26 protein-coding genes are annotated in these 25,607 nt (G+C 68.2%); 14 read left to right on the forward strand and 12 right to left on the reverse strand.

The features are described 5' to 3' along the window. Positions 1-17: 17 nt before the first annotated feature. Both AC07PR_RS19185 and AC07PR_RS19190 read right to left on the reverse strand, forming a co-directional pair. Positions 18-407 carry an S-adenosylmethionine decarboxylase family protein gene (locus AC07PR_RS19185; protein ID WP_495136217.1) on the reverse strand — a complete coding sequence of 130 codons (390 nt, stop codon included), beginning with the start codon at positions 405-407 and terminating at the stop codon, positions 18-20. Positions 408-557: 150 nt separating this feature from the next. Next, the gene (locus AC07PR_RS19190; RefSeq protein WP_495136218.1) at positions 558-1,028 is read right to left on the reverse strand and encodes a MerR family transcriptional regulator; all 471 of its coding nucleotides are present in this window, start codon (positions 1,026-1,028) and stop codon (positions 558-560) included. A 45-nt stretch (positions 1,029-1,073) separates the two neighbouring features. Between AC07PR_RS19190 and AC07PR_RS19195 the strand changes: the two genes are divergently transcribed. Further along, positions 1,074-2,141: an MBL fold metallo-hydrolase gene (locus tag AC07PR_RS19195; RefSeq protein WP_377159867.1), complete on the forward strand. Its 1,068-nt coding sequence runs from the start codon at positions 1,074-1,076 to the stop codon at positions 2,139-2,141. Between the two features lie 312 nt (positions 2,142-2,453). On the opposite strand, the gene AC07PR_RS19200 is transcribed toward AC07PR_RS19195, so the two are convergent. The 7 genes from AC07PR_RS19200 to AC07PR_RS19230 form a co-directional block, all read right to left on the reverse strand. Continuing rightward, positions 2,454-3,377 (reverse strand): M48 family metallopeptidase, encoded by a 924-nt coding sequence (locus tag AC07PR_RS19200; RefSeq protein ID WP_495136219.1) that lies wholly within the window; start codon positions 3,375-3,377, stop codon positions 2,454-2,456. Between the two features lie 15 nt (positions 3,378-3,392). Continuing rightward, complete coding sequence (locus tag AC07PR_RS19205) at positions 3,393-4,211, reverse strand: lysophospholipid acyltransferase family protein (RefSeq protein WP_377159863.1); 819 nt, start codon at positions 4,209-4,211, stop codon at positions 3,393-3,395. Further along, entirely contained in the window at positions 4,211-4,861 is a 651-nt protein-coding gene (gene gmhB / locus AC07PR_RS19210; protein WP_377159861.1) for a D-glycero-beta-D-manno-heptose 1,7-bisphosphate 7-phosphatase, read from the reverse strand. The genes AC07PR_RS19205 and gmhB overlap by 1 nt, the downstream gene beginning before the upstream one ends. A 65-nt stretch (positions 4,862-4,926) precedes the next feature. Continuing rightward, positions 4,927-7,068 carry a glycine--tRNA ligase subunit beta gene (gene glyS / locus AC07PR_RS19215; protein ID WP_495136220.1) on the reverse strand — a complete coding sequence of 714 codons (2,142 nt, stop codon included), beginning with the start codon at positions 7,066-7,068 and terminating at the stop codon, positions 4,927-4,929. A 19-nt stretch (positions 7,069-7,087) separates the two neighbouring features. Continuing rightward, positions 7,088-8,065 carry a glycine--tRNA ligase subunit alpha gene (glyQ, locus tag AC07PR_RS19220; RefSeq protein ID WP_377159857.1) on the reverse strand — a complete coding sequence of 326 codons (978 nt, stop codon included), beginning with the start codon at positions 8,063-8,065 and terminating at the stop codon, positions 7,088-7,090. Positions 8,066-8,165: 100 nt separating this feature from the next. Then, on the reverse strand, positions 8,166-9,716 hold the full coding sequence (gene lnt, locus AC07PR_RS19225; protein WP_495136221.1) for an apolipoprotein N-acyltransferase: 1,551 nt from the start codon (positions 9,714-9,716) through the stop codon (positions 8,166-8,168). After that, on the reverse strand, positions 9,716-10,600 hold the full coding sequence (locus AC07PR_RS19230) for a CorC family transporter (protein WP_483107941.1): 885 nt from the start codon (positions 10,598-10,600) through the stop codon (positions 9,716-9,718). Before AC07PR_RS19230 ends, lnt begins: the two co-directional genes overlap by 1 nt. 122 nt (positions 10,601-10,722) lie before the next feature. Here AC07PR_RS19230 and AC07PR_RS19235 point away from each other — a divergent pair, with 122 nt between their 5' ends. From AC07PR_RS19235 to AC07PR_RS19260, 6 genes are all read left to right on the forward strand, one after another. Then, positions 10,723-11,880: a CobW family GTP-binding protein gene (locus AC07PR_RS19235; protein ID WP_495136222.1), complete on the forward strand. Its 1,158-nt coding sequence runs from the start codon at positions 10,723-10,725 to the stop codon at positions 11,878-11,880. A gap of 150 nt (positions 11,881-12,030) precedes the next feature. Beyond that, positions 12,031-12,666, forward strand: a complete 636-nt coding sequence (gene dksA / locus AC07PR_RS19240) for an RNA polymerase-binding protein DksA (RefSeq protein ID WP_377159851.1) — start codon at positions 12,031-12,033, stop codon at positions 12,664-12,666. Positions 12,667-12,757: 91 nt separating this feature from the next. Beyond that, positions 12,758-14,512, forward strand: coding sequence for a hypothetical protein (locus AC07PR_RS19245; RefSeq protein WP_483107944.1), 1,755 nt, complete (start codon positions 12,758-12,760; stop codon positions 14,510-14,512). Between the two features lie 225 nt (positions 14,513-14,737). Then, positions 14,738-15,298 (forward strand): ATP-dependent protease subunit HslV, encoded by a 561-nt coding sequence (gene hslV, locus AC07PR_RS19250; protein WP_297525322.1) that lies wholly within the window; start codon positions 14,738-14,740, stop codon positions 15,296-15,298. A gap of 85 nt (positions 15,299-15,383) precedes the next feature. Beyond that, complete coding sequence (gene hslU, locus AC07PR_RS19255; protein WP_495136223.1) at positions 15,384-16,733, forward strand: ATP-dependent protease ATPase subunit HslU; 1,350 nt, start codon at positions 15,384-15,386, stop codon at positions 16,731-16,733. 81 nt (positions 16,734-16,814) lie between these two features. Then, on the forward strand, positions 16,815-17,639 hold the full coding sequence (locus tag AC07PR_RS19260) for a nucleotidyltransferase domain-containing protein (RefSeq protein ID WP_495136224.1): 825 nt from the start codon (positions 16,815-16,817) through the stop codon (positions 17,637-17,639). Between the two features lie 35 nt (positions 17,640-17,674). On the opposite strand, the gene AC07PR_RS19265 is transcribed toward AC07PR_RS19260, so the two are convergent. Beyond that, entirely contained in the window at positions 17,675-18,667 is a 993-nt protein-coding gene (locus tag AC07PR_RS19265; RefSeq protein ID WP_495136225.1) for a LysR family transcriptional regulator, read from the reverse strand. 152 nt (positions 18,668-18,819) lie between these two features. On the opposite strand from AC07PR_RS19265, the gene AC07PR_RS19270 reads away from it, so the two are divergent. From AC07PR_RS19270 to AC07PR_RS19290, 5 genes are all read left to right on the forward strand, one after another. Next, entirely contained in the window at positions 18,820-19,392 is a 573-nt protein-coding gene (locus tag AC07PR_RS19270) for a nuclear transport factor 2 family protein (RefSeq protein ID WP_495136226.1), read from the forward strand. A gap of 42 nt (positions 19,393-19,434) precedes the next feature. Then, positions 19,435-20,268, forward strand: a complete 834-nt coding sequence (locus AC07PR_RS19275) for an oxidoreductase (RefSeq protein ID WP_495136227.1) — start codon at positions 19,435-19,437, stop codon at positions 20,266-20,268. Between the two features lie 139 nt (positions 20,269-20,407). Then, the gene (locus tag AC07PR_RS19280) at positions 20,408-20,656 is read left to right on the forward strand and encodes a hypothetical protein (RefSeq protein WP_431100363.1); all 249 of its coding nucleotides are present in this window, start codon (positions 20,408-20,410) and stop codon (positions 20,654-20,656) included. A 102-nt stretch (positions 20,657-20,758) separates the two neighbouring features. Next, complete coding sequence (locus AC07PR_RS19285; RefSeq protein ID WP_495136228.1) at positions 20,759-21,178, forward strand: YybH family protein; 420 nt, start codon at positions 20,759-20,761, stop codon at positions 21,176-21,178. 202 nt (positions 21,179-21,380) lie between these two features. After that, positions 21,381-21,776 carry a tautomerase family protein gene (locus AC07PR_RS19290; RefSeq protein WP_483107951.1) on the forward strand — a complete coding sequence of 132 codons (396 nt, stop codon included), beginning with the start codon at positions 21,381-21,383 and terminating at the stop codon, positions 21,774-21,776. 3 nt (positions 21,777-21,779) lie between these two features. On the opposite strand, the gene AC07PR_RS19295 is transcribed toward AC07PR_RS19290, so the two are convergent. Both AC07PR_RS19295 and AC07PR_RS19300 read right to left on the reverse strand, forming a co-directional pair. Further along, positions 21,780-22,103 (reverse strand): hypothetical protein, encoded by a 324-nt coding sequence (locus AC07PR_RS19295; protein ID WP_495136229.1) that lies wholly within the window; start codon positions 22,101-22,103, stop codon positions 21,780-21,782. A 100-nt stretch (positions 22,104-22,203) separates the two neighbouring features. Then, on the reverse strand, positions 22,204-22,986 hold the full coding sequence (locus AC07PR_RS19300) for a type III pantothenate kinase (RefSeq protein ID WP_377159825.1): 783 nt from the start codon (positions 22,984-22,986) through the stop codon (positions 22,204-22,206). Positions 22,987-23,165: 179 nt separating this feature from the next. Here AC07PR_RS19300 and AC07PR_RS19305 point away from each other — a divergent pair, with 179 nt between their 5' ends. Then, positions 23,166-25,037: a methyl-accepting chemotaxis protein gene (locus AC07PR_RS19305; RefSeq protein ID WP_495136230.1), complete on the forward strand. Its 1,872-nt coding sequence runs from the start codon at positions 23,166-23,168 to the stop codon at positions 25,035-25,037. Positions 25,038-25,146: 109 nt separating this feature from the next. Then, the gene (locus tag AC07PR_RS19310) at positions 25,147-25,584 is read left to right on the forward strand and encodes a hypothetical protein (protein ID WP_495136231.1); all 438 of its coding nucleotides are present in this window, start codon (positions 25,147-25,149) and stop codon (positions 25,582-25,584) included. Positions 25,585-25,607 lie beyond the last annotated feature (23 nt).

Consider the following 25,607-nt stretch of genomic DNA (forward strand, 5'->3'; position numbering starts at 1 on the left):
GCCCGGGCGAGAGTCTACTAAAGGGCCTCGGCGCCGAGCCGCCCTCGGACGAGCGTGTGCTCCCGGGCGTCGGCCGGCGCGAACAGCGCCACCATCGTCGCCATCAGCGCGCGCGCCTTGGCGGAGTTGTCGCCGCCGTAGTTGCAGACGTAGACGTCCAGCGTGACCGACGCGATCTCGGGCCAGGTGTGGAGCGCGACGTGCGACTCCGCGAGCAGCAGCATGCCGGTGATGCCACCGGGCTGACCGTCCGACGCGTCGGGGAAGCGGTGCCAGTGTTCGCCGACGACGCTCAGGCCCGCACCCTCCGCGGCCGCTCGGATCGCCCGCGCAAGACCTGACCCGTCCGTGAGCAGATCTTCGTTGGCGCAGCCGGCCAGGTCGGCGGTGAGGTGCAAGCCGTTCATTGGCTGGGAGTTTAGGGGCTGTCCTGCGCAGGGCTGTCCTGCGGAAACCGGGGCGTTGGCCGCCAGAGCGCAGGGCCCCGGCGGCAAGCGCCGAAACCCTGCGCCCTGCCGTCCCCAACCACTGGCGTACTGCCGCGGTTTGGGACCGAGTCAGGCGGTTCGTTGTTGTTCGGCGCCGGCCTCGGCGAGGAGCGCGTGGCAGCGCTCTTCGTGCTGAGCAATCTCTTCGAGGGTGATCTCGATGTCGTTCAGCTGCTGCTGCAACTGGCGGCGGTGCTGCTCCAGGACACCAAGGAAGGCGCGCGCTTGCGGCACCGTGTCCGACTGGTTGTCGTACATGTCGACCAACTGCTTGATCTCCTGCAGCGACAGGCCCAGCCGCTTGCCGCGCAAGGTCAGCTTCAGTCGCGTGCGGTCGCGCTGCGTGTAGACACGGTTGCGACCGGCACGCGCAGGCGTCAGCAGTCCCATGTCCTCGTAGAAACGGATCGCCCGGGGAGTGATGTCGAACTCGGCCGCCAGTTCGGTGATCGTGAACAGCGGCCCCGCGTCGTCGCCTGCCTCGGGCAGCGCGTCCTCGGGCAGGTCATCGGCCGGGGTCGGGCGGGGTGAGGGGCTCATGGCTACACTGGCAAATGACGTTGACGTAAACGTAAGTCTAAAGCCATGGCCAATCCTCGCGAATCGGAACTCTCCTACCCCCTGGGCGACACGCTGCCAGGTCCCGGCGAAGCACTGGACCTGCTGCCCGGCGTGCGGTGGGTGCGGATGGGGCTGCCCTTCGCGCTGGACCACATCAACCTCTGGCTGCTGCGCGACGTGCTCGACGGTCGTGAGGGCTGGACCATCGTCGATTGCGGCATCCACAACGACACCACAAAGGCGAACTGGGAGCGCGTCTTCGCCGAGCGCCTGGACGGCCTGCCGGTGCTGCGCGTGATCGCCACGCACTTCCATCCCGACCACCTCGGACTGGGCCACTGGCTGACCGAGCGCTGGCAGTGCCGGCTGTGGATCAGCGCCACCGACTATCAGCTGGCGAAGGTCGCCTCGTCGTCGACGGTCGGCATGGGCGGCGAAGCGGCGGCGGCGTTCTTCGGCAGCCATGGGCTGACCGACTCCGCGGCACTGGAGAAGATCCGCGGCCGCGCCAGCTACTACCCGAGCATGGTGCCGGCGATCCCCGCCGCCTTCCGCCGGCTCATGGACGGCATGACGGTGCGCATCGGCGATCACGACTGGCGCTGCCTCGTCGGCTACGGTCATGCGCCCGAGCACATCAGCCTGTTCAGCCAGACGCAGGGGAACGGGCTCGGCGTGATGATCGCCGGCGACATGGTGTTGCCGAGGATCTCGACCAACGTGTCGGTCGTCGATGGGGAGCCGGAAGCGGATCCGCTGCAGCTCTACCTGGACTCGCTCGCGCGGCTGACCGCCCTGCCCGCCGACACGCTGGTGCTGCCCGCCCACGGCAAGCCGTTCCGCGGCCTGCATGCGCGCATCGATCAGTTGGAGCAGCACCATCGGGAGCGTCTGGCGGAAGTGCTCGAGGCCTGCACGGCGAAGCCCTGTCATGCGGCGGAGCTGCTGCCGATGATGTTCCGCCGGCCGCTGGACCTGCACCAGACGACCTTCGCGATGGGCGAGGCGGTGGCCCACCTGAATCGCCTGTGGCTGGGCGGGCTGCTGCGGCGCACGCTGGACGAGGACGGGATCCATCGCTTCTCGGCCTGAGGCCGCGACGCCGCGCTGGCGTCCGTGCGCGACGGCGCAAGAAAACAGCCCCCAGAAAGACAGTCGCCGCCGCCCCGATCACGGGACGGCGGCGCTGCGCCTTGTTATGCATCAGCTTGTCGGCTCTGAGCGCGGGTTGTCCTGACGCAGCCTGTCGGCCGGGGAACCCTGAGCGCCGCCGGGAGCGGAACGCGGGAGGAAGTTCTGACTCAGATGCGAGTGATGACAGCAACTCGCAGTGTGTACCGCCACTCAAATCAGCTACAAGCCCCCCTGAAGGGGGAAGCCCGAAACGTACTGCGTCCGCCCGCCTCAGGCCTCGTCCATCAGCGGCAGCACGGCCTGCTTGAGACGATCGCGCGCGAGCTCGTATTCGGGGAAGACGGATCTCACCACCGCCCAGAAACGCGGGCTGTGGTTCATCTCCTTGAGGTGCGCGAGTTCATGCGCGACGACGTAGTCGATCAGCGCCGGGGAGAAGTGGATGAGCCGCCAGTTGAGCCGGATCATGCCGTCCGCGCTGGCGCTGCCCCAGCGCGTCTGCGCGCACGAGAGCCGCAACCCCGTCATCGTGACGCCGAGCGGCCCCGCGAAGTGCCGGCAACGCTGCTCGAATCGCTGCCGCGCCTGGCGCTGCAACCAGGCCTGCACCGTGTCGCGGATCTGCTCGGGGGTCGCGTCTTGCGGCAGGCCGAGGTAGAGCATGCGACGCGGCACCGTCGCCAGCGTCGGTTGCGGATCGGCCTGCCCCTCGTCGAGCCGCGCGCCCGTCTGCGACGGATCGAGCACCACGATCAGCGGTTCGCCCAGGTAAGGCAGGCTGCAGCCGTCGCCCCAATGGACGCGGGCCGCCTGCGTGCGTCGCGCGCGCTCGCGCTGCTCGACGAGCTTGCGCAGGATCCATTCGCCCTTCTGCTGCAGCGCCTTGTCGATGTCGCCCAGCGGCACCCACTTCGGCGCGGACACGCGCAGGCCGTCCTCGCTCACGGTGAAGCCGATGCTGCGGCGCCGCGCGCGTTTCAGTTCATAGGGAATGGACTGGCCCTGGAGCAAGACCTGACGCGTCGACGCGCCGGCATCGCCACGCGACCGCGGCGTCGGCGCGAGCGGCTCCGGCGGGGGCAGCGGTGACGTTGTCGGAGAAACGGGCTGGGGCTGGGGCTCGGTGTCGAACAGCGACAGCTGCGTGAAGTTGTTCAGCAGCGCGCCCAGTCCCCGCAGCTTGGAAGGCAGCATGGGCTGCGAGTGTAATCAGGCGGCGGCCGGCGTGGGCGGCGGCGCGGGTGGCGCAGGCGGCGTGGGCGGTGCCTGAGTCACCTCGCCCGACGCGGACGCCGGATAGGCCGCGGGGTCGAGCACCCGCATCTCGGCCTCGATCCAGGCCTGCACTTCCTTCATCAGTTCGGCCGGCGCGCGACCGGTGCTGGGGATCATCGGGCCGATGGAGACATCGATCGTGCCAGGTTTCAACAGGAAGCTCTTGCGCGGCCAGCAGGTCGCGGAGTTCATCGCGATCGGCACCACCGGCACGCCGGTCTCGACCGCCAGGCGCGAGCCGCCGGTCTTGTAGTCGCCGGCCTTGCCGCGCGCCACGCGCGTGCCTTCCGGGAACATGATGATCCAGTGGCCCAGCGCCGCGATCCGCTTGCCCTGCGCGGCCACCTTGTTCCAGGCCTCGCTGCGCTTGCTGCGATCGATGTGGATCATGTCGAGCCGCGCCATCGACCAGCCGAAGAACGGGATGTAGATCAGCTCCCGCTTGAACACGTAGGCCAGCGGCCGCGGCATCAGCATCGGGTAGGCGAAGGTCTCCCAGGTCGACTGGTGCTTGGACAGCAGGATCACCGACTGCTTCGGGTCGGTGGGCAGGTGCTCCATGCCGCGGACGCGCCAGTGCACGCCGCAGATGAGCTTGGCCCCCCAGATCGCGACGCGCAGCCAGTTGGCGCACATCCAGTACAGCTGGGTGCTGTTCAGGAACAGCGAGCAGAGCACCACCGCGCTGCCCCAGGGGACGACGGTGACGATCAGGTAGAGGACGAAGAGGAAGGAACGCAGCGCAACGAGCATCAGCCCAGGTCTCCAGGAGCGGTATCGGGTTCGGCGGACTCGCCCCGCGACTCGGCGCGGGCGCGGCGTTCCGCGTGGATGAGGGTTTCGGCGAAGGCCGCCAGATCCTGGTGCACGCGCGAGCCGGGCACGAGCGCGATCTGCTCCTGCAGCTGCGCTTCCTCGACGCCGGCGAGCCGGTCGCCGCGCACCAGGTGCGGCACGCAGCCGGCGTTGCGCGCGGTCTGCAGGTCGCGCACGCTGGCGCCGACCATGTGGACGTTCTTCAGGTCCACGCCGAAGCGTTCGCCGATCTGTTCGATCAGGCCCGGCAGCGGCTTGCGGCAGTTGCAGTTGTCTTCCGGCGCGTGCGGGCAGAAGAACGCGGCATCGAGCCGGCCGCCCTTCTCCGCCAGCAGCTGGTTGAGCCGCAGGTGGACGGCATTCAGCGAGGCCATGTCGATCAGCCCGCGGCCGATGCCGGGCTGGTTGGTGGCCATGACGGTGTGCCAGCCGGCGTGGTTCAGCCGCGCGACGGCCTCGAGCGCGCCGGGCAGCGGCTCGAGTTCCTCGGGCGACTTCACGTGGTCGTCGCGGTAGCGGTTGATCGTGCCGTCGCGGCCCAGGATCACCAGCTTCATGCCGTGCGGATGGTCGGACCGGGTAGGCATCGGGGTCTCCAGTGAACTGCGTTTGGACGACGACGGGGCGACGACGGGGAACGATCAGCCGCCGCTCAGACGGCCAGGCGCGACAGGTCGGCCACGCGGTTCATCGCCTCGTGCAGCTGCTTGAGCAGCGCCTGGCGGTTGGCGCGCAAGGCCGGGTCCTCGGCGTTGACCATGACGTCGTCGAAGAACGCGTCGACCGGCGCCTTCAGCGCGGCCAGCGCCTTCAGCGAACCGGCGTAGTCGTGCTGCTCGAACAGGGCGTCGGCCTGCGGCTTCACGCCGGCCAGCGCGTCGGCGAGCGCCTTCTCGGCGGCCTCGGTCAGCAGCGCGGGGGTCACTTCGGTCGGGAGCTCGCCCTCGACCTTCTTGAGGATGTTGCCCACGCGCTTGTTGGCCGCGGCCAGCGAGGCCGATTCCGGCAGCGCCGCGAAGGCGCGCACGGCGCCCAGGCGCTTGGGCACGTCGCCCAGGCGGGCCGGGTTCAGCGCCAGCACCGCGTCGACTTCCTGGGCGCTGTAGCCCTGGTCGCGCAGGCTGACCGCCAGGCGGTCGGCGAAGAAGCTCAGCAGCGGCTCGCTCGGGTCCTGGATCAGCTCGCCGAACGCGGGCAGCGCGCCCTCGATCAGTTCGGGCAGCGACAGGTGCATGTGGTTCTCGACCAGGATGCGGATCACGCCCAGCGCATGGCGGCGCAGCGCGAACGGGTCCTTGTCGCCGGTGGGCAGCTGGCCGATGCCGAACAGGCCGACCAGCGTCTCCAGCTTGTCGGCCAGCGCGACGACGGTGCCGGTGTGGTTGCGCGGCAGCGCATCGCCGGCGAAGCGCGGCTTGTAGTGGTCCTCGATGGCCTTGGCGACGCCGTCGCGCAGGCCTTCATGGCGCGCGTAGTAGCCACCCATGATGCCTTGCAGCTCGGGGAACTCGCCGACCATGTCGGTCAGCAGGTCGGTCTTGGCCAGCAGCGCGGCTTCCTTGACCTTGCTGTCGAGCATGTCGAACTCGTCCTTGGCTTCCGCCGTGTACGGGTGCTGGGCCATGCGCAGCTGGTTGACGATCGTGTGCGCGATCGCGCGCACGCGCTCGGCCCGGTCGCCCTGGCTGCCGAGCTTGCCGTGGTACACGACCTTGCCCAGGCCCTCGACGCGCGAGGCCAGCGTCTTCTTGCGATCCTGGTCGAAGAAGAACTTCGCGTCAGCCAGGCGGGGGCGCACGACGCGCTCGTTGCCCTCGACGACCTTCGAGGCGTCGTCCGGATGCACGTTGCTGACGACCAGGAAGCGGTGCGTCAGCTTGCCGTGGCAGTCCAGCAGCGGGAAGTACTTCTGGTTGGCCTTCATCGTCAGGATGAGGCATTCCTGCGGCACGGCCAGGAACTCGGGCTCGAACTGGCACGAGAGCACGTTGGGCAGCTCGACCAGCGCGGTCACTTCGTCCAGCAGCTCGGGCGCGTCGATCGGCGTCAGGCCCAGCGGCTCGGCCTGCGCCTGCAGCTGGCGCACGATGTCGTTGCGGCGCTGCTCGAAGGACGCGATGACGCGGCCTTCCTCGCGCAGCTGCTGCTCGTAGGTGTCGGCGCTCTTGATCGAGATCTCGGCCACCTGGGTCTCAAAGCGGTGGCCGCGCGTCGTGCGGCCGGACGTCAGGCCCAGTGCGGCGACTTCGATCAGCTCGTCGCCATGCAGCGCGATCAGGCCGTGGGCGGGGCGGACGAACTTGACGTCGCTCCAGCCGTCGGCCAGTTGATAGGTCATGACCTTGGGGATCGGCAGCTTGGCGAGCGCCTCATCCAGCGCCTTCTGCAGGCCGTCCTTCAGCGTGACGCCGGCGACGACGGTGTCCAGGAACAGCGCCTCGGCCTTGCCGTCCGGCGCGCGCTTCAGGCTGGGGACGACCGACGCGTCCGCGCCGACCGAAGCCAGCTTCTTCAGCAGCGCGGGCGTCGCGTTGCCCGACGCATCCAGCGCCACCGCCACCGGCATCAGCTTCTGCTGCACGGCGCGGTCGGCGGCCTTGGCGCCGACACCGGTCAGGTGCACGGCCAGGCGGCGCGGCGTCGCGAAGGCGGTCACGGCGGCGCCGGCCTCGGCCAGGCCCTGCGCCTTCAGCGAGTCGGTCAGCGCCGTCGAGAACGCCTCGCCGAGCTTCTTCAGCGCCTTGGGCGGCAGTTCCTCGACAAACAGTTCGACGAGAAGATTCTTCGTGGTCATGCTGGGGGGTTCCTCGTCGTCAGGCGGCGGTCTTCTTGTCCGAAGCCTTGTCGGCAGCCTTTTCAGACTTGGCGGCCGCCTCGGCGCTCTTCTTCTCGATCTGCGCGATCACCTCGTCGGCCCAGTCCTTGGGCGCCATCGGGAAGCCGAGCCGCGCGCGGCTCTCCAGATAGCTCTGCGCCACGGCGCGCGCGAGGTTGCGGATGCGGCCGATGTAGGCGGCGCGCTCGGTCACGCTGATGGCGCCGCGCGCGTCCAGCAGGTTGAAGGTGTGGGCGGCCTTGAGCAACTGCTCGTAGGCGGGCAGCGCCAGGTGCGCGTCCATCAGGTCCTTGGACTTGCGCTCATACGCGCCGAAGGCGTTCAGCAGGAAGTCGACGTCGCTGTGCTCGAAGTTGTAGGTCGACTGCTCGACCTCGTTCTGGTGGAACACATCGCCGTAGGTGAGGCCGTCGGTGTAGACCAGGTCGTACACGGACTCCTTGCCCTGCAGGTACATCGCCAGGCGCTCGAGGCCGTAGGTGATCTCGCCGGTGATCGGCTTGCAGTCGATGCCGCCGACCTGCTGGAAGTAGGTGAACTGCGTCACCTCCATGCCGTTGAGCCAGACCTCCCAGCCCAGGCCCCAGCAGCCGAGTGTCGGGTTCTCCCAGTCGTCCTCGACGAAGCGGACGTCGTTCTTCTTCAGGTCGAAGCCGAGCGCCTCCAGCGAGCCGAGGTAGAGCTCCAGGATGTTGGCCGGCGCGGGCTTGAGCACGACCTGGAACTGGTAATAGTGCTGCAGGCGGTTCGGGTTCTCGCCGTAGCGGCCATCCTTGGGGCGGCGGCTGGGCTGGACGTAGGCGGCCTTCCAGGGCTCGGGACCGAGCGCGCGCAGGAAGGTCGCGGTGTGGCTGGTGCCGGCGCCGACTTCCATGTCGTAGGGCTGCAGCAGGGCACAGCCTTGCTGGGACCAGTATTCCTGCAGGCGGAGGATCAGTTGCTGGAAAGTCAGCATAGGGACGTCGGGCCGTCGGCGGGCGTTGGAGAAAACCGACCGATTCTATGTGCGCCTCGTGCCGCGCACCGGCGTCCCGTCTCGGGGACGCGGCCCCCGTTCAGGCCAGGCGCGCCGACGCGGGACGGCGACGGCCCAGCACCGGCAGCACGCCGAGCGCGGCCAGCGCCCACAACGGCCACAGCCCGAGCAGGGCCAGCCAGCGCGCATACGGCGTGACGCCGCTGCGGCCGTCGACGCTCACTTCCAGCACGCCGGCCTGCTCCGCCGGCAGCCGCGCGAGCACGCGACCGCGGTGGTCGACATGCGCGGTCGCGCCGGTGTTGGTCGCGCGCACGATCGGGCGCTGGAACTCCAGCGCCCGCATCTGCGAGAACTGCAGATGCTGGTCCTGCACCATGCGCGGCCCGAACCACGCCAGGTTGCTGACGTTGACGAGCACCGTCGCGGCCGGCTCGCCGCTGTCGAGCGCGCTGGCGACGACGTCCTCGCCGAACAGATCCTCGTAGCAGATCAGCGGCCGCAGGCGCTGTCCCGCGAAGGGCAGCGCGCCCTCGTGCGTGCCGCTGGCCTGGTCGTCCAGCGGGATGTCCATCGCCTTGACGAACCAGTGGAAGCCCGGCGGGATGAACTCGCCGAAGGGCAGCAGATGACGCTTGCCGTAGTCGTAGCGACGCGCGAAGCCCACGCCCACCAGCGAGTTGACGAAGCCGTCCGTCGAGTTGCCCAGGAAGGTGCCGAGCAGCAGCGGACGCGTCTCGGCGCCGCGGCGCAGGCGCTCGACGTGGTCCTCGTCGAGGAAGGCCAGCGGCACCGGCAGCACCGACTCCGGCGTGATCACGACCTGACCCCGGGAGGCGTCGATCAGCGCGATCAACTGGTCCAGGTTCTGGTCGAAACGCTCGCGATCGAACTTCTGGTCCTGCGGGATGTTGGGCTGCACCAGCGAGACGGCCAGCGTGCCGGTGGACCGCGTGAAGTCCTGCGGCAGGAACTGTCCCGCGCCGATGGCGACGACGAGTGCGGCCAGCAGCGCCCAGCGCCGCAGCGCCAGCGCCGCCGCCACGAGCGCCGCCAGCGCCGTGATGCCGTAGACGCCCAGGTAGGGCGCGAACGCGGCCAGCGGACCCTGCGCATGCGCGTAGCCGCTGGCGATCCACGGGAAGCCGGTGAGGAAGGTGGCGCGGACGAGTTCCGCCCCCAGCCACAGCCCGGCGAAGGCCAGCGCGCGCCGCCACGGCGCGGCGCCCGCCGACCAGCGCGCGGCCAGGCCCATGCCGGCGGCGTAGTAGGTCGACAGGAACAGCGCCAGCGCCAGCACCGCGAGCGCGGACACGGCCGCGGGCAGATGCCCGAAGTCGTGCATGCTGATGTAGAGCCACCACAGCCCGGAGGCCAGCCAGCCGACGCCGAACAGCGCGCCGGTCAGCGCGGCGCGGCGCGGCCTGGCACCGTCGCAGGCCGCGATCAGCCAGGCGAGCGCCAGCGGCTGCAGCCACCACGCCGGACTGGGCGAGAACGAGGCCGTGTGCAGCACGCCGGCGACGAGCGCCAGCGCGGGATGGCACAGCCACGCGCGCCATCCCTGGCGGGCGGGGCGTTCGGATCCGTCGGCCCCGCGGGAGCCGTCGAAGCGAGATCCGCGGCGCATCAGCCGCTGTGGTCGTCGGCCTCGGAAGCGGGCGCGCGGGTCACCTTGAACCAGCGCACGGCGCCGCCGCGGTTGATCATCACCGAGAAGCGCAGCCCGGCGACCTCGACGGTCTCGCCGCGCCGCGGCACGCGGCCGTGCTCGTGCGCGACCAGGCCGCCGATGGTGTCGAAGTCGGCCACCGACAGCGACAGCCCGAAGGACTCGTTGACCGCGGCCACGTCGGCGTCGCCGGCGACGCGGTAGCTGCCGTCGGCCAGCGTGTAGATGCCGGCATCGCCGTCGCCGACGTCGAATTCGTCCTCGATCTCGCCCACGATCTCCTCGAGCACGTCCTCGATGGTGATCAGGCCCGCCGTGTTGCCGAATTCGTCGATGACGATGGCCAGGTGATTGCGGTTGGAACGGAAATCGCGCAGCAGTTCGTTCAGGCCCTTGCTCTCGGGCACGAAAACTGCCGGGCGCAGCAAGGCGCGCAGGTTCAGTTCCGGCGCGCGCTGGAGCTTGAGCAGGTCCTTGGCCAGCAGGATGCCGATGATGTTGTCGCGCTGGCCGTCGTACACCGGGAAACGCGAGTGGCCGGTGTCGATGACGTAGGCCAGCAGTTCGTCGGCGGAAGACTGGATGTCCAGCAGGTCCATCCGCGGCGCGGCGACCATCACGTCGCCGGCGCTGAGTTCGGCCATCCGCAGGACGCCCTCGAGCATCTGGCGCGATTCGGGCGCGATCAGGTCGCGCTCCTCCGCTTCGGCGAAGTTCTCGATCAGCTCGCTGGTCGAGTCGGGCCCGGGGTGCAGGAATTCGAGGACGCGTTCGAGCAGGCCGCGTTGTTCATTGCCACGCCCGCCATGTTTGGCGGGCCGACTAGGCTGAGGTTCAGACACTGGGGTGTGTGCCGTCGTTGAAGAGGCGCCAGAATAACCGATTGACATTGACATTCGCTTGAAACACAGTCATCCGCCCTCAGTTGCCGGGCCCAGGCTTCCCTTACAGATTGGTCTTCACCATGTCGTCCGTCCCTGATACCGCCGCACAGGCTTCCACAACGAGTCCGGCCGGCAGTGCCGCCACGGGCCTCATCCCCGCCACCATCCTCACGGGCTTCCTGGGCTCGGGCAAGACCACGCTGCTCAAGCGCGTGCTGACCGAGGCGCACGGCCAGAAGATCGCCGTCATCGAGAACGAGTTCGGCGAGGAGAACATCGACAACGACATCCTCGTCAGCGAGACCCAGGAGCAGATCATCCAGCTGAGCAACGGCTGCGTCTGCTGCACCATCCGCGAGGATCTGCGCACCACGCTGGCCGATCTGGCCGCGAAACGGCGCAAGGGCGAGCTCGATTTCGAGCGCGTCGTCATCGAGACCACCGGCCTGGCCGATCCGGGCCCGGTCGCGCAGACCTTCTTCATGGACGACGAGATCGCGGAGACCTTCCTGCTCGACTCGATCCTGACGCTGGTGGACGTCAAGCACGCCAACGACCAGCTCGACACGCGCCAGGAAGCACGCCGCCAGGTGGGCTTCGCCGACCAGATCTTCCTGAGCAAGACCGACCTGGTCGACGCCGCGGCGGTCGACGCGCTGTCGCACCGCCTCAAGCACATGAACCCGCGCGCGCCGCAGTCCAAGGTCCATTTCGGCGAGGTGCCGATCAAGGACGTCTTCGACCTGCGCGGCTTCAACCTGAACGCCAAGCTGGAGATCGATCCGGAGTTCCTGGCCGTGGACGATCACGGGCATGACCACGCACACGACCACGGCCATGACCACGGTCATTCGCACGATCACGGCCACGATCACGGCCACGAAGGCCACGACCACGCCCCCGGCGAAGCCTGCGACCATCCGCACCACCATCACCACGACGACGACGTCAAGTCCTTCGTCTTCCGCTCGGAACGGCCGTTCAATCCGGCCAAGCTGGAGGACTTCCTTGGCGCGATCGTGCAGGTCTATGGCCCGAAGATGCTGCGCTACAAGGGCGTGCTGAACATGAACGGCACCGACAAGAAGGTCATCTTCCAGGGCGTGCACCAGCTGATGGGCTCGGATCTCGGTCCGAAGTGGCTGCCCGATGAAAAGAAGGTCAGCAAGATGGTGTTCATCGGTATCGATTTGCCGAAGGACATCCTCATGCAGGGGCTGGAAGGGTGTCTGGCTTAGTGCCACACTGACCGATGGCTCAAGGCCATCGCTGGGACGTCGGCGGAGGTGGCTACAATCCGCCGCGCCCGAACCAGGCCCCTGCGCCAACGGCGGGAAGCCCCGGCTTCTCATGTCGAGCAGGTATAAAGAGCCGCTAGGAGAGTGAACGTGAGCAAGACCCCGGCCTCCAAGACCGCTGCGACCAAGACTCCCTCGAAGGCGTCCAAGGCCGCGGCGGAGGACAAGTCCGCCGTGGCGGACGCCCCCGACAGCACGGTCTCACTGCTGGACAGCCCCGTCCGGCCCTCGACCCCGACATCAACGAACCAGAACAGCCGACCTGCCGTGAAAGCCGATCCCAAACTCTCCTCTGCCTGGAAAACCAAGGCCGGTGCCGAACTGTCCGATGCCGAAGTGCTCGCGATGCCCGACACCGAATACATGAACGACAAGCAGGTCGACTTCTTCCGCGCCAAGCTGACGCAGTTGAAGGAAGACATCCTGTCCAACGCCGGCGAGACGACCGAGCACCTGCGCGAGGACACGTCCATCGTCCCCGATCCGGCCGACCGCGCCACGATCGAGGAAGAGCACGCGCTGGAGCTGCGCACCCGCGACCGCGAGCGCAAGCTGCTGAAGAAGATCATGCAGTCGCTGACGCGCCTGGACAGCGGCGAGTACGGCTACTGCGACGAGACCGGCGAGCCGATCGGCCTGGGCCGCCTGATCGCCCGTCCGACCGCCACGCTGTCGCTCGAGGCGCAGCAGCGCCGCGAGCTGAAGCAGAAGATGTTCGGCGACTGAGTCGCCCGGGCTTCGCCCGCCAAGCCACAGGAAGAACCGCCAACACTGCGCATTACCGCGCAACACTGCGAAGAGCAAGGTCCGCTAGAGCATGTCCGACCCCAAAGACGGCACCAAAGAAGGCGAGAGCTTCTTCCGCAAGGTGGCGCGCTTCGTCGCCAATCCGACGACCGACTGGGCGGAGATCAACTCGCGCCAGGACGATCCCGAGGCCGACGCCGCGAAGGCCGAGCTGCGGGCGATGGTGGAGCGCAAGCGCCGCAACGACTTCGTGCGCAAGCGCGAACTCGACATGCTGCGCAAGATCCGCCGTGAAGGCCTGACGCCCGAGCAACTGGCCGCCCTGGGTGGCCATGCGACCTCGGGCATCGACGAACTGGGCCGCATCAGCGAGATCCAGGGCGTGCGGCGCGACGACGGCACCGTCAAGGCCAAGATCGACCAGATCGAGCAGCAGATGGTCGGCGAGGGCTTCGTCCCGACGCAGATCCAGGGGCAGCATCCGCCCGGCTTCTTCGAGACGAGCACGCGTCCGATCAACTTCGCGGCGACGCAGCCGGCGGACCAGATCGGCGCGCGCGTCTCCGACCACGCGCCGCGCGCCGACATCGAACGCCTGGACCTGACGCCCGCGCCGGCCGCGGCGTCGATGGGCGGCGGCATCGCGCCGCCGGCACCGGCCGGCGCTCCGGCGCCGATCCCCGAGCTGAAGAAGGAGATCCCGACGCTGAGCTTCCACGTCGCGGATCCGCAGGTCGAGGTCAGCGAGGTCGTCCACGACGCCGAGCTGGACGAGGCGGTCATCGCCTTCGCCAATGCCGACTACGAGCATTGCGAGCGCAGCCTGATCGACCTGACCCGCGAGGGCGGCGCGCGTCACGAGCACCCCGAGACCTGGCTGGTGCTGTTCGACCTCTACCGGGCGACCGGCCAGCAGGGCAAGTTCGAGAATCTGGCCAACGACTACGCGCAGCAGTTCGGGCTGTCGTCGCCGCAATGGTTCTCGCTTCCCAAGCTGGTGGCCGAGGCGGTGCAGGCGGAACGCGCCCCGCGCGGCCGCGCGAGCAGCGTGTCGTGGACCACGCCGGAGTACCTGGACACCGAGGCCGTGACGCAGATGCGCACGCGCTGCGAGAACCTGCCGATGCCCTGGGTGATCGACTGGGCGCCGCTGCGCCAGATCGACATCGAGGCCTGCGCCAAGCTGCGCGACCTGTTCCGTGCCTGGGCGCAACAGGCGCTGGACCTGCGCTGGCTGTCCGGCGACCACTTCTTCCAGGTGCTGCGGGACCAGGCGCCGGTGGGCAGCCGCGACGCGGATCCCATCCTCTGGATGCTGCGGCTCGAAGCGCTGCGCCTGGCCAATCGCCCGGACCAGTTCGACGAGGTCGCGATCGACTACTGCGTGACCTACGAGGTCTCCCCGCCGAGCTGGGAAAAGGCGCTGTGCCATGTCCGCATCAGCGGCAACGCGCTGTCGACCAGTTCGCCGTCCTCCATCCAACCGGCGGCGATGGACACCGGCATCGCCTTCCTCGAGTCGACGATGACCGACGCGGTCAACACGGCGGCACTGATGGAACTGTCCGGCCAGCTCAGCGGCGACATCAGCGAGACGCTGGCGCTGATGACCGAGCAGCTGGGCGGCGCGTCGCTGGTGACGATCGCCTGCCCGAAGCTGATCCGCCTGGACTTCATGGCCGCGGGTGACCTGCTGAACTGGGTCCTGGCCCGCCGCAGCGAGAACCGCGCGGTGCAGTTCAGCGATGCGCACCGGCTGGTCGCGCTGTTCTTCGGCGCGATGGGCATCAACGAACACGCGCGGGTCAAGGTCCGGCACGTCTGAGGCGACGCGGCCGTTCTGGCCGTCCTGGCGGTTTCACACTTCGCGACCTTCGCGACAACGGGGCTTCTGGCCCCGTTGTGCTTTCGGATGTCCGATCATCGACCTCGTCAACCGGCTTTCGCACACGCGGCGCCGCAGCCTTTTCCTCACCGTCTCCTCACCTTGTGATTTCCGCGAGGGAACCCACGTGAGGTCTTCACGACGTTCAAGACGTTTGGATCGCCCATGTCTCAAGACCATTCCTCCCCGCTCCCGCCGTACCACGGCACCACCATCGTCAGCGTGCGCCGCGGCAACCAGGTCGCGATCGGCGGCGACGGTCAGGTCACGCTGGGCACCATCGTCGTCAAGTCGACGGCGCGCAAGGTGCGCAAGCTCCACAAGAACCAGGTGCTGGCCGGCTTCGCCGGCGCGACGGCGGACGCGTTCACGCTGTTCGAGCGCTTCGAGGCCAAGCTCGAGAAGTACGAGGGCAACCTCGTGCGCGCGGCCGTGGAGCTGACGCGGGACTGGCGCACCGACCGCGTGCTGCGGCGGCTGGAGGCGATGCTGGCGGTGGCCGATCGCACGGCCTCGCTGATCATCACCGGCAACGGCGACGTGCTGGAACCGGAGCAAGGCATCGTCGCCATCGGCAGCGGCGGCGCGTATGCGCAGGCGGCGGCGAAGGCGCTGCTCAACCACAGCGAGCTGAGCGCGGTGGACATCGTCAAGCAGTCGCTGGTCATTGCCGGCGAGATCTGCATCTACACCAACGGCAATCACACGATCGAGGTCCTCGAATGAACAGCCACGCGGCGCCGGGCCGCCCCAAGCAAGTGGCCATCCCCTCGGGGGATCGGTCGATGTACTCATCGAACGAGGGGCTCCAATGAGCAGCAGCATGACCCCGCAGGAAATCGTCTCCGAACTCGATCGGCACATCGTCGGTCAGGCCGATGCGAAGCGCGCCGTCGCGATCGCGCTGCGCAACCGCTGGCGTCGCCAGCAGGTGGACGAGAAGCTGCGCGGCGAGATCACGCCGAAGAACATCCTGATGATCGGCCCGACCGGCGTCGGCAAGACCGAGATCGCACGCCGCCTGGCCAAGCTGGCGGATGCCCCCTTCATCAAGGTCGAGGCGACGAAGTTCACCGAGGTCGGTTACGTCGGCAAGGACGTGGACAGCATCGTGCGGGACCTGGTCGACATCGCCGTCAAGCAGGAGCGCGAGCGCCAGATGCGCTTCCAGCGCGCGCGGGCCGAGGACGCGGCCGAAGAGCGCATCCTGGACGTGCTGGTCCCCCCGCCGCGGTCCTCGACCGGCTTCGCCCCTTCGGCGACGGAGAGCGGCGGCGTGGACAACACCGCGCGCCAGGTCATGCGCAAGCGCCTGCGTGAAGGCTCGATGGACGACAAGGAGATCGAGATCGCGCTGATCGAGGCAAAGCCCTCCATGGAGATCCTCGGGCCGCAGGGCATGGAGGAGATGGCCGAGCAGCTCAAGGGCTTGTTCTCGCAGATGGGGCAGGAGAAGAAGACCACGCGCAAGCTCAAGATCGCCGAGGCCCGCAAGCTGCTGGTCGAGGAAGAGGCCGGCAAGCTCGTCAACGAGGACGAGATCAAGACCGCCGCGCTGGCCATGGCGCAGGACAACGGCATCGTCTTCATCGACGAGATTGACAAGGTGGCGACCCGCAACGAGCACAGCGGCGGCGCGGACGTGTCGCGCCAGGGCGTGCAGCGCGACCTGCTACCGCTGGTCGAGGGCACGACGGTGAACACGAAGTACGGGATGGTGAAGACCGACCACATCCTGTTCATCGCCTCGGGCGCGTTCCACCTGAGCAAGCCCAGCGACCTGATCCCCGAGCTGCAAGGCCGCTTCCCGATCCGGGTGGAGCTGAAGTCGCTGTCGGTGGGCGACTTCGAAGCGATCCTGTCGAGCACGCACGCGAGCCTGGTGAAGCAGTACCAGGCCTTGCTGGCGACGGAAGGCCTGACGCTGGAGCTCAGCGCCGACGGCATCCGCCGGCTGGCGCAGATCGCCTACGAGGTCAACGAGCGCACCGAGAACATCGGCGCGCGCCGCCTGGCGACGGTGCTGGAGCGGCTGCTGGACGACATCAGCTTCGACGCGCACAAGCACGCCGGCAAGACGGTGACGATCGACGGCGCGCAGGTCGATGACAAGCTCGGCGCGCTGGCGCAGGACGAGGATCTGAGCAGGTTCATTCTCTGAGGGCAGGCCCGCGGCGCTCGGGCGCTCCGTCTCTCCAACCGGAGCCTCTCCGATGCGCGTCAGGCGGTCAGAATGGCGTCCATGAACGCCGTTCCGACCACCGACATCTCCGTCATCCCCGAATCCGCCCGGACCGAGATTCACGCCCGGCTTCGGGCGGCCGAATCCGAGCACCAGGTCCGCGTGCTGCTGGCCATCGAGTCCGGCAGTCGCGCCTGGGGTTTCGCGTCGCCGAACAGCGATTTCGACGCCCGCTTCATCTACGCGAACCGGACGGACTGGTACCTGTCGGTCGGCCTGGAAGAACAGCGCGACGTCATCGAGTACCCGATCGTCGATGAGATGGACATCAACGGCTGGGACCTGCGCAAGGCCCTTCGGCTGTTCCGGAGTTCCAACCCGGGCTTCGTCGAATGGATCCAGTCGCCGATCGTCTACGAGAGCAATACGAGCTTCCACCCGCGGGCGCGCGAGCTGCTGCCGATCGTGTACTCGACCGTGCGCGGCATCCATCACTACCGCAGCATGGCCAAGACCAACTTCCGCGGCTACCTGCAGGCCGATGAAGTGCCGCTGAAAAAGTACTTCTACGTGCTGCGACCGCTGCTCTCGGTCCGCTGGCTGGAACGCCACCAGCAGCCCGCGCCGATCGAATTCCATCGGCTCCTCGAGACCATCGCCGACGAGCCAGGATTGCCGGCGGCGATCGACGATCTGCTGGCGCTCAAGCGCCACACGCCGGAGCTCGGCCTGTCGCCGCAGGTCGTTCCCATCCAGCGCTTCATCGAGCGGGAGCTGGCGCGGGTCGAAGGTCTGGAGCTTCCGGCCAAGGATCGACCCGAAGTGGAGCCGCTGTTGTCCGAACTGTTCCGCGACGTGCTGCGGGAATGCTGGGAGCCAGCGTGATCGGCGACTTCGTCGCCGGCTCCTGAGCGCGCGCTTCAGCCCCGCTTCGCGAGCGCCTTGGCAGCCGTTGTCCGACCTTTCGCCTTTCCCAGCGCCGACGTCGCCGTCACCCGCGCCTTCGCCGGCGCGCGTTGGGCCTCGACTTCCCGGATCACCTCGATGAACGCTCGCAGCGCCGCGGGCATCAAGCGACTGCTGGGGTAGTAGAGGTGATGGCCGGGGATCGGCGGCGTCCAGTCGTCGAGCACCGTCACCAGGCGGCCAGCGGCGATCTCCGCTTCGGCCTTCGTCGACCAAACATACGCGAGGCCCATGCCCTTCGTTGCCGCCTCGACCATCAACCCGATGTGATCGAGCGTTAGCGAGCCCGGCACGTCGACCTTCAGCGACTGCCGCTGGCGCTCGAACTCCCAGCGGTACATCTTCCCGCTCGGCAGCCGGAAGCGGATGCAGCGGTGCCCGGTGAGCGCATCGGGCGTCTGCGGCGTACCGTGCGTCGCGAGGTAGGCCGGTGAGGCCACGACGATGAATCGCACGTCGCCACCGAAGGGCACCGCCACCATGTCCTGCGGCAGCGCCTCGCCGAGCCGCACGCCCGCATCGAAGCCCTCGGCGACGATGTCGACCAGCTTGCCCTCGGTGACCAGGTCCAGCTGCACGTCCGGATGGCGTTCGACGAACATCGGCACGATCTCCCGCATCAACTCGCCGGCCGCGATCTCGGAGACGTTGATCCTCAGCCGGCCCGACATGCGCCCGCTCAGCGAGCCGAGGTCGCCCAGCGCGTTGTCCAGCTCCGCCAGGATCGGCCCGACGTCGCGCGCGAGCTGCTGGCCGGCATCGGTCGGCGCCACGCTGCGCGTCGTGCGATTGAAGAGGCGCACGCCGAGCCGCTCCTCCAAACCCCGCACCAGATGGCTCAGGCTGGACGGCGACATCCCCAGCTCATCCGCCGCCGCGCGGAAGGATTGATGGCGGACGATCGCCAGGAAGGCGGTCAGCTCCGCGAGGCTGGGACGCTCAGTCACGGGGACCGTCCGAACGCTTATTCATGAAGATTCGCCACTAGCTCGTTTCAATTCCTGAGCATAGACGCATCAATCGCCGGTTCCTAGAGTTCGTTCCATACCGCGACGCCATCGACCAGGCGGCGGGAGACGACCAGCAAAGGAACCGCACCATGACCAGCACCCGACTTGTTTCCGCCGTGATGACGGGCGCCGTGATCGCGTCGCTCGCGATGGCGATTCCCGCAGCCCGCGCCGCGACCGCAGCAGCCCAGGCGAAGGCTCAGGCCAGCGCCGATGCCGCTTCCAATGCCGTCGCCATTGCCGCCGCCAACAAGGCCGCCGTCGACACGATGCTGCGCCGCTGGATGGGCGGCGACTACGGCGCGCTGCAGCCGATGCTCGCCGACGACATCGAATGGACGATCACCGGCAACTCCCTCGTCGCCGGCACGACGCGCAGCCGCGATGAACTCAACCGCACGGTGCTCGGCCCGTTCGGCGCGCGCTTCGCGCAGTCGCAGGACCGCTTCCGGCCGCGCACGATTCATGCGATCCACGCGGACGGCGACACCGTCGTCGCGCACTTCTCGGCAGCCGGCACGACCAACGCCGGCAAGCCCTACACGAACAGCTACGTCTGGATGCTGACGATGCGCGACGGCAAGGCCGTCCGCGTCACGGCCTTCTTCGACAGCATCGCCTTCGACGAGTTCTGGCGGCAGAACCCGATCGCGGCGAACTGAGTCCCCCTGCCCTCACCCCCTTTTTCCCACAAGGAGTTCCCCATGAAGACCTGGTTCATCACTGGCGCCTCGCGCGGCTTCGGCACCCTGTTCGTCAAGGAAGCGCTCGAGCGCGGCGACAACGTCGTCGCCACGGCGCGCAACGCCCGCGCCGTCATCGACAAATTCGGCGACCACCCTCGCCTGCTCGCGGCGAACCTCGACGTCACCGACGAGGCGCAGGCCCGCGCCGCGCTCGAGCAGGCGGTCAAGCGCTTCGGCCGCATCGACGTGGTCGTCAACAACGCCGGCTTCGGCGTGCTCGGCGCGATCGAAGAGACCAGCGCCGCCGACGTCGAGGCGCTCTACCGCACCAACGTCTTCGGCCTGCTGGCGGTGACGCGGGCCGTGCTGCCGCAGTTGCGCCAGCAACGCGCGGGGCATGTGATCAACATCTCGTCGATCGGCGGTTATCGCAGCGCGGCGGGCTTCGGCGTCTATGCCTCGACCAAGTTCGCTGTCGAAGGCATCAGCGAGGCGCTCGCCGATGAAGTGAAGCCGCTGGGCATCCACGTGACGATCGTCGAGCCGGGCTACTTCCGCACCGACTTCCTCGACGGCGGCTCGCTGACGACGGCCCCGGCCACGATCCCCGACTATGCCGACACGCCGGTCGGCGCGGTACGCCGCATCGCGGCGGAACTGAACCATCAGCAGCCCGGCGATCCGGCGCGCCTGGCGAAGGCCCTCCTGCAGGTCGTCGACGCGGAACAGCCGCCGCTGCGCATGCCGTTCGGTTCGGACACCGTCGCGGCGATCGAGCAGAAGAACGCCTTCGTCGCGGGGGAACTCGCGCGGTGGCGTGAGCTGGCGGTGTCGACGGACTTCCCGAAGTGATCGTGCAGTGATCGCGGCGCACGGGACGCCTGCCGTGCGGCGTCCGCTGCCTTCACCCTGAGCTCACACAGGGCTCATGCTGAGTTCGAACCCCATGGCGAGACTGGGTCCTTCACCTCAGGAAAGGACTCGTCTCGCCATGAACCGCTTTCTCGCTTCCGTGCTCATCGGGCTGCTGGTGTGGAACGTCTCGACCGCCCTGCTCATCGACGTCTACGTCCCGTCGCCCTGCAACGCCATCGGCCGCTGCGACGGCGACATGGCCTTCACGCTGAAGGTCGTCGGCATCTGGCTCGGCATGTTCTGGGCGTCGTCGGCCTCGGTGCTGCTGTACAACGTCGTGGCGTGGAAACGCGACTGGGCGCGGCATCAGCAGCGCGTGCGGTGATGGCACCGGACCGGGCGGAACCTCTTCGACCGGCTCATGTCGAAAACCGCTGATCCCGTTCGTCGTTCGTCATCTACCTTCGATGAACTCCAGGAGCCCGAGATGACCGACGATCCCGTTCACACCTTCCTGCGCGACTACGCCGCGGCAGTCTTGGACCGCGACCTGCAGCGCTTCGTCGGCCTGTACGCCGGGGATGTCCAGGTCTTCGACAGCTGGGACCGCTGGGAGTTCGCTGGCCGCGAAGACTGGGCGGGCATGATCGCCGGCTGGTTCGAAGGCATCCGGGACGTGCGTGTGCGCGTCACGGCGAAGGACGTCAAGACCTGGCACGATGTCCACGTGGCCGGCGGCTCGGCCATGCTGGAGTTCGCCGCGCTCGACGCCGACGGCCGGCCGTTGCGGTCCACGGAGAACCGCCTCACCGTGCTCCTGCGCAACGACGGCGGCACGTGGCGTGTCGTCCATCAGCACACGTCCGTGCCGGTCGACTTCCAGAGCAAGCAGGTGGTGAGCCGCTGAAGCGTCGATGAAGGGCCGAGGACGTCGGGAGGCGTCCGACTTCACACCGACCTCACCGCGGGCTCATGCTGCCCTCGAAGGGCATGACGAGACTGGCGTCTCCTCAACGAGTGGACACCGATCCGTCATGCCGCACTTCCACGTCTCTCTCCGCCTGGGTCGCGATAAGCTGCAGGGCCCGTCGCCCTCCACAGCCACGCCCATGCCGAGCACCCTCATCGAAGTCCGCCGCGCCTACGCTCAGGAGCAGGAAGTCCAGTTGATCGAAGCCGTGCAGGACGCGCTGATCGAAGGCTTCAAGATCCCGGCGGAAGACCGCTGCGTGCGCCTCGTCGCCTACGAGCCGCACCGGTTCATCTACCCGCCGCGTCTGTCGCGCCCGGAGTGCTACACCCTGGTGACGGTCACCGGCTTCGCCGGCCGGACGATCGAGGCGAAGCGTCGCCTCTATCGCAGCATCGTCGAGCGCCTGGGCGCGCTCGACATTCCCGCCGACCACATCACGATCACGCTCAACGAAGTGGAGCGCGAGAACTGGGGCCTGCGCGGCGGCGTGCCGGCGTCGGAGATCGACCTCGGATTCAAGGTCGACGTGTGATGCTCACGACGCCCGCGGCCGGTACCCGCGTACCTTCATGCACTCGTTGGTCAGCTCGATGCGCTTCTCGGCGATGACGATGCCGTCGCCGACGGCCTTGCCCATGGCCTGGCTGCCGCTCTCCTTGCCGGAGCTCGCCGTCGAGTAACTCGCGGTCGCGGCCTTGGCCTCGTACTCGCATTCGGCCTTGTCCTTCTCGACCTGCGACATCGGCGCGTCGGACTTCTCCCAGTGGTGATGGGAGGTCGCGCAACCTCCGAGCCCGATCGACACCGCCGTGCCGACGACAGCGGCGATCCGCGGCAACATGGTCTTCATCTCGCTCATTCGATGCTCCCTGGCGTGAACGGTGACGGACGAAACCAGTGTCACATGCAAGGGTCGATCCGCACCGTCCCGCAGCGAGGGGACAGCCGCAGGCGCGAAGTCAGAGCGCCAGCCGATGCGCCTGCAGCGCCAGCAGCCCGTCGAAGATCAGCGAGTCGATCAGCTCGTGCGGGATGTCCAGGGCCGGCGAGACCTTCCAGCCCGCGCCGCCGGTCATCAGCGTGACCGGCGCCTGGCCGCAGCGCTTGAGGATGTGGCGATGCATGCGCTCGATCGCGCCGGTGATCGCGTAGTTGCCGCCGCTGGTGAGCGCGTCCGACGTGTTCGTCGGGAATTCGCGCACCTCGCCGGTCGGCACGCGCAGGCCGGCGGTGCCGCCTTCCAGCGACCGCAGCATGATCCCGTGTCCGGGCAGGATCAGTCCGCCAAGGAACCGGCCGTCCGCATCGAGCGCGTCCACCGTGACCGCCGTGCCCACCATCACCACCAGCGCCGGCTTCGGCGCCTGTCCGCGCCCGCGTGCCACCACATGGTGCCGCGCGCCGATCAGCGCGACGAAGCGGTCCGCGCCCAGGCGTCCCGGATGGTCGTACCCGTTGGTCACGCCGCCCGCCTGCGCCGACGAGGCGACCCAGCGCGGCTCGATGTCCCAGATCTCCTCCATCTGCTCCTCGACGCGATGCCGCATCGCGTCGCCGGCGACGTTGCTGCCGAGCATGCTGCCGGGCGCCGCAGGAAGCTTCGCCCAGTCGTCCTCGGCGAGCTTCTCGATGTTCTCCAGGAACTGCGCGCCGTGCGCCAGCATCGGACTGCCCGGTTGCGGGCCGGCATAAAGCGCCCACTTGAGGCGGGTATTGCCGATGTCGATGGCCAGGAAGCTCATGGGCGTTGCGCGAATCCGTGCGGTTCTTGGGGAAATGTCGGTGCCGTGAGGGACAGGGCGGCAGGTTAGCAGTGTTTGTCCTCAAGCCGGTGCACCGGACAGCCGATTTAGGATTGAATCGAGGCTCGTCGCCCCATCCCGGGGCAACGCCGTCGTCACAACAACAAGGCTCCGGACCGATGAAGTTCTCCATCGCCACGCGACTGTGGATCCCCGTCGCCGTCATGTCCGTCATGACCGTCGTCATGACGCTGGGAGCGGCCTCCCGGACCCGCGCCCTGCTGGAAGTCGCCCAGGTGACACAGGAAAGGCAGCAGCAGCGCTTCGAACTCGCGCTGCGCTGGCGCGGCCTCACCGAGGCCAACGCCAGCCGCGTGCAGGCCGGGCTGGCGGCCAACGACAACGCCGTCGCCGACGCCATGAAGGCCGACATCGCCCGGACCACCGAGACGATCAACGATGTCCAGAAGCAGCTCGAGGCGCTCGCCGAAGGCGACGAGGACAAGGCCGCGATGGCGAAGATCGCCGAACAGCGCAAGGTCTACATCGCCGCGCGCAACGACGCCAACAAGCTGAAGGCCGGCGGCGACAACGACGGCGCGCATCAGGCACTCAAGCAGAAGGTCGTGCCCGCGATCGAGCAGTACCTGGCCGCGCAGCAGGACTTCGTCGCGCTGCAGCAGAAGCGCTCCGCGTCGCTGCGCGAGGCCGCGGGCGCCGAGCGCATGCGCACGCTGTGGGGCGTGGCGACGCTGATGGCGGTCATCGTCGGCCTGCTGGCGCTGGCCACGGCGTACTTCGTGCGGACGATCTCGGCGCCGCTGAAGTCGCTGATGTCCGAAGCCGAGCGCATCGGCGAGGGCGATCTGTACCACGTCGAGCGCGACTACCGCGACGATGAGATCGGCGACGTGCAACGCGCGCTGGCCGCGATGAAGAGCTCGCTGCGCAAGGTCATCCGCGAGGTGCGCGCAAGCGCCGACGGCATGCAGACCGCCAGCCAGGAGATCGCCAGCGGCAACCAGGACCTGAGCCTGCGCACCGAGCAGACGGCGTCCAGCCTGCAGCAGGCGGCGTCGTCGCTGTCGCAGCTGACCGGCACCGTGCAGCAGAGCGCCGAGAGCGCGCGCACCGCCAACCAGCTGGCGGGCAGCGCCGCCGAGGTGGCGGAGCGCGGCGGCACGGCGGTGGGCGACGTCGTGGGCACGATGGCGCAGATCGACGCGTCGGCCAAGAAGATCAACGACATCATCGGCACCATCGACGGCATCGCGTTCCAGACCAACATCCTGGCGCTGAACGCGGCCGTCGAGGCGGCCCGCGCGGGCGAGCACGGCAAGGGCTTCGCGGTGGTCGCGTCCGAGGTGCGGGCACTGGCGCAGCGCAGCGCCGGCGCGGCGCGCGAGATCAAGGCGCTGATCGGCGACAGCGTGACCAAGGTGGAGGTCGGCTCGCAGCAGGTGCGCAACGCCGGCGCGACGATGAACGAGATCGTCGCCAGCGTGCAGCGCGTGTCGGACATCATCGGCGAGATCAGCGCGAGCACCGTGGAGCAGAGCCAGGGCATCGGCAGCGTCAACGGCTCGGTGTCGCAGCTGGACCAGATGACGCAGCAGAACGCCGCGCTGGTCGAGGAATCGGCGGCCGCCGCCGAGTCGCTCAGCGAGCAGGCGCGCAAGCTCACCGCGCTGGTGGGGCACTTCAAGGTCAGCGATCCCAAGCCGACGCAGGAGGAGGCCACGAGCGTCGTCGCGGCGCCCGCGCCGATCGCGCGTGCCGCGGCACCGGTCGCCAGACCGGCGACTGCTCCCCGTCCGGCGGCGACACCCGTCGCGAAGAAGCCGCCGGCACCGCGGCCATCGACTGCGACCAAGACGCCGGTCGTGAAGACCGCGGCCAAGGCGTCCGCGCCGAAGCCGGTGGCAAGACCTGTCCCCAAGGCGCCCGCGCCGAAAGCGCCCGCCGCGTCGCATACACCAAGACCGGCGGCCCCAAAACCATCGGGACCCAGCGCAACGGCTGCTCCCGACGGCGATTGGGAAACTTTTTGATCTGGCGCAACGACCTCTTGAATAGAGGTCGTTTCGCTTTGGGAATGGGTTTTTAGCGTCCGCAACAGGTTTAGGCTGACTGCCCTCCTCCAACGCTTGCGGACGTAGCATGCACTTCATCCCGCATCCCGACGACGCCCCCTCTCCCGTCCCCGACCGCCACATCGCCACGATGGCTACTCTTAACCTCGGATTGCCCGACGATCTGCTGGCCTATCTCGACGAGCAGGCTTTTGCGCGCGGACATGACGACAGCGCTCAATACGTCGTCCAGGTTCTCCATCAGCATCGCGAAAGGCAGGCGCTGAAGAGTCGACTGATCAACAGCATCAAGTCAGGTCCGGCCGGCTTCGCGGACGACCAGTACTTCAACGAACTGCTTGAGGAAGCCGAGGCAGAGGCATTGAACATGACGCGGCTTCGTCATTGGCGCGTTGGGCACAAGTCCCCTCAGGAGGTCTTCAATGTTGAGACCGAAGATCATGTACGCATGATCGACGTGATTCATGAGCGTCGTGACATGACGCAATGCCTTAGTCGCGACTGACATCCTTCATCGATTCGTGAGCG

The sequence above is a fragment of the Roseateles sp. GW821-FHT09H11 genome (assembly GCF_059415845.1).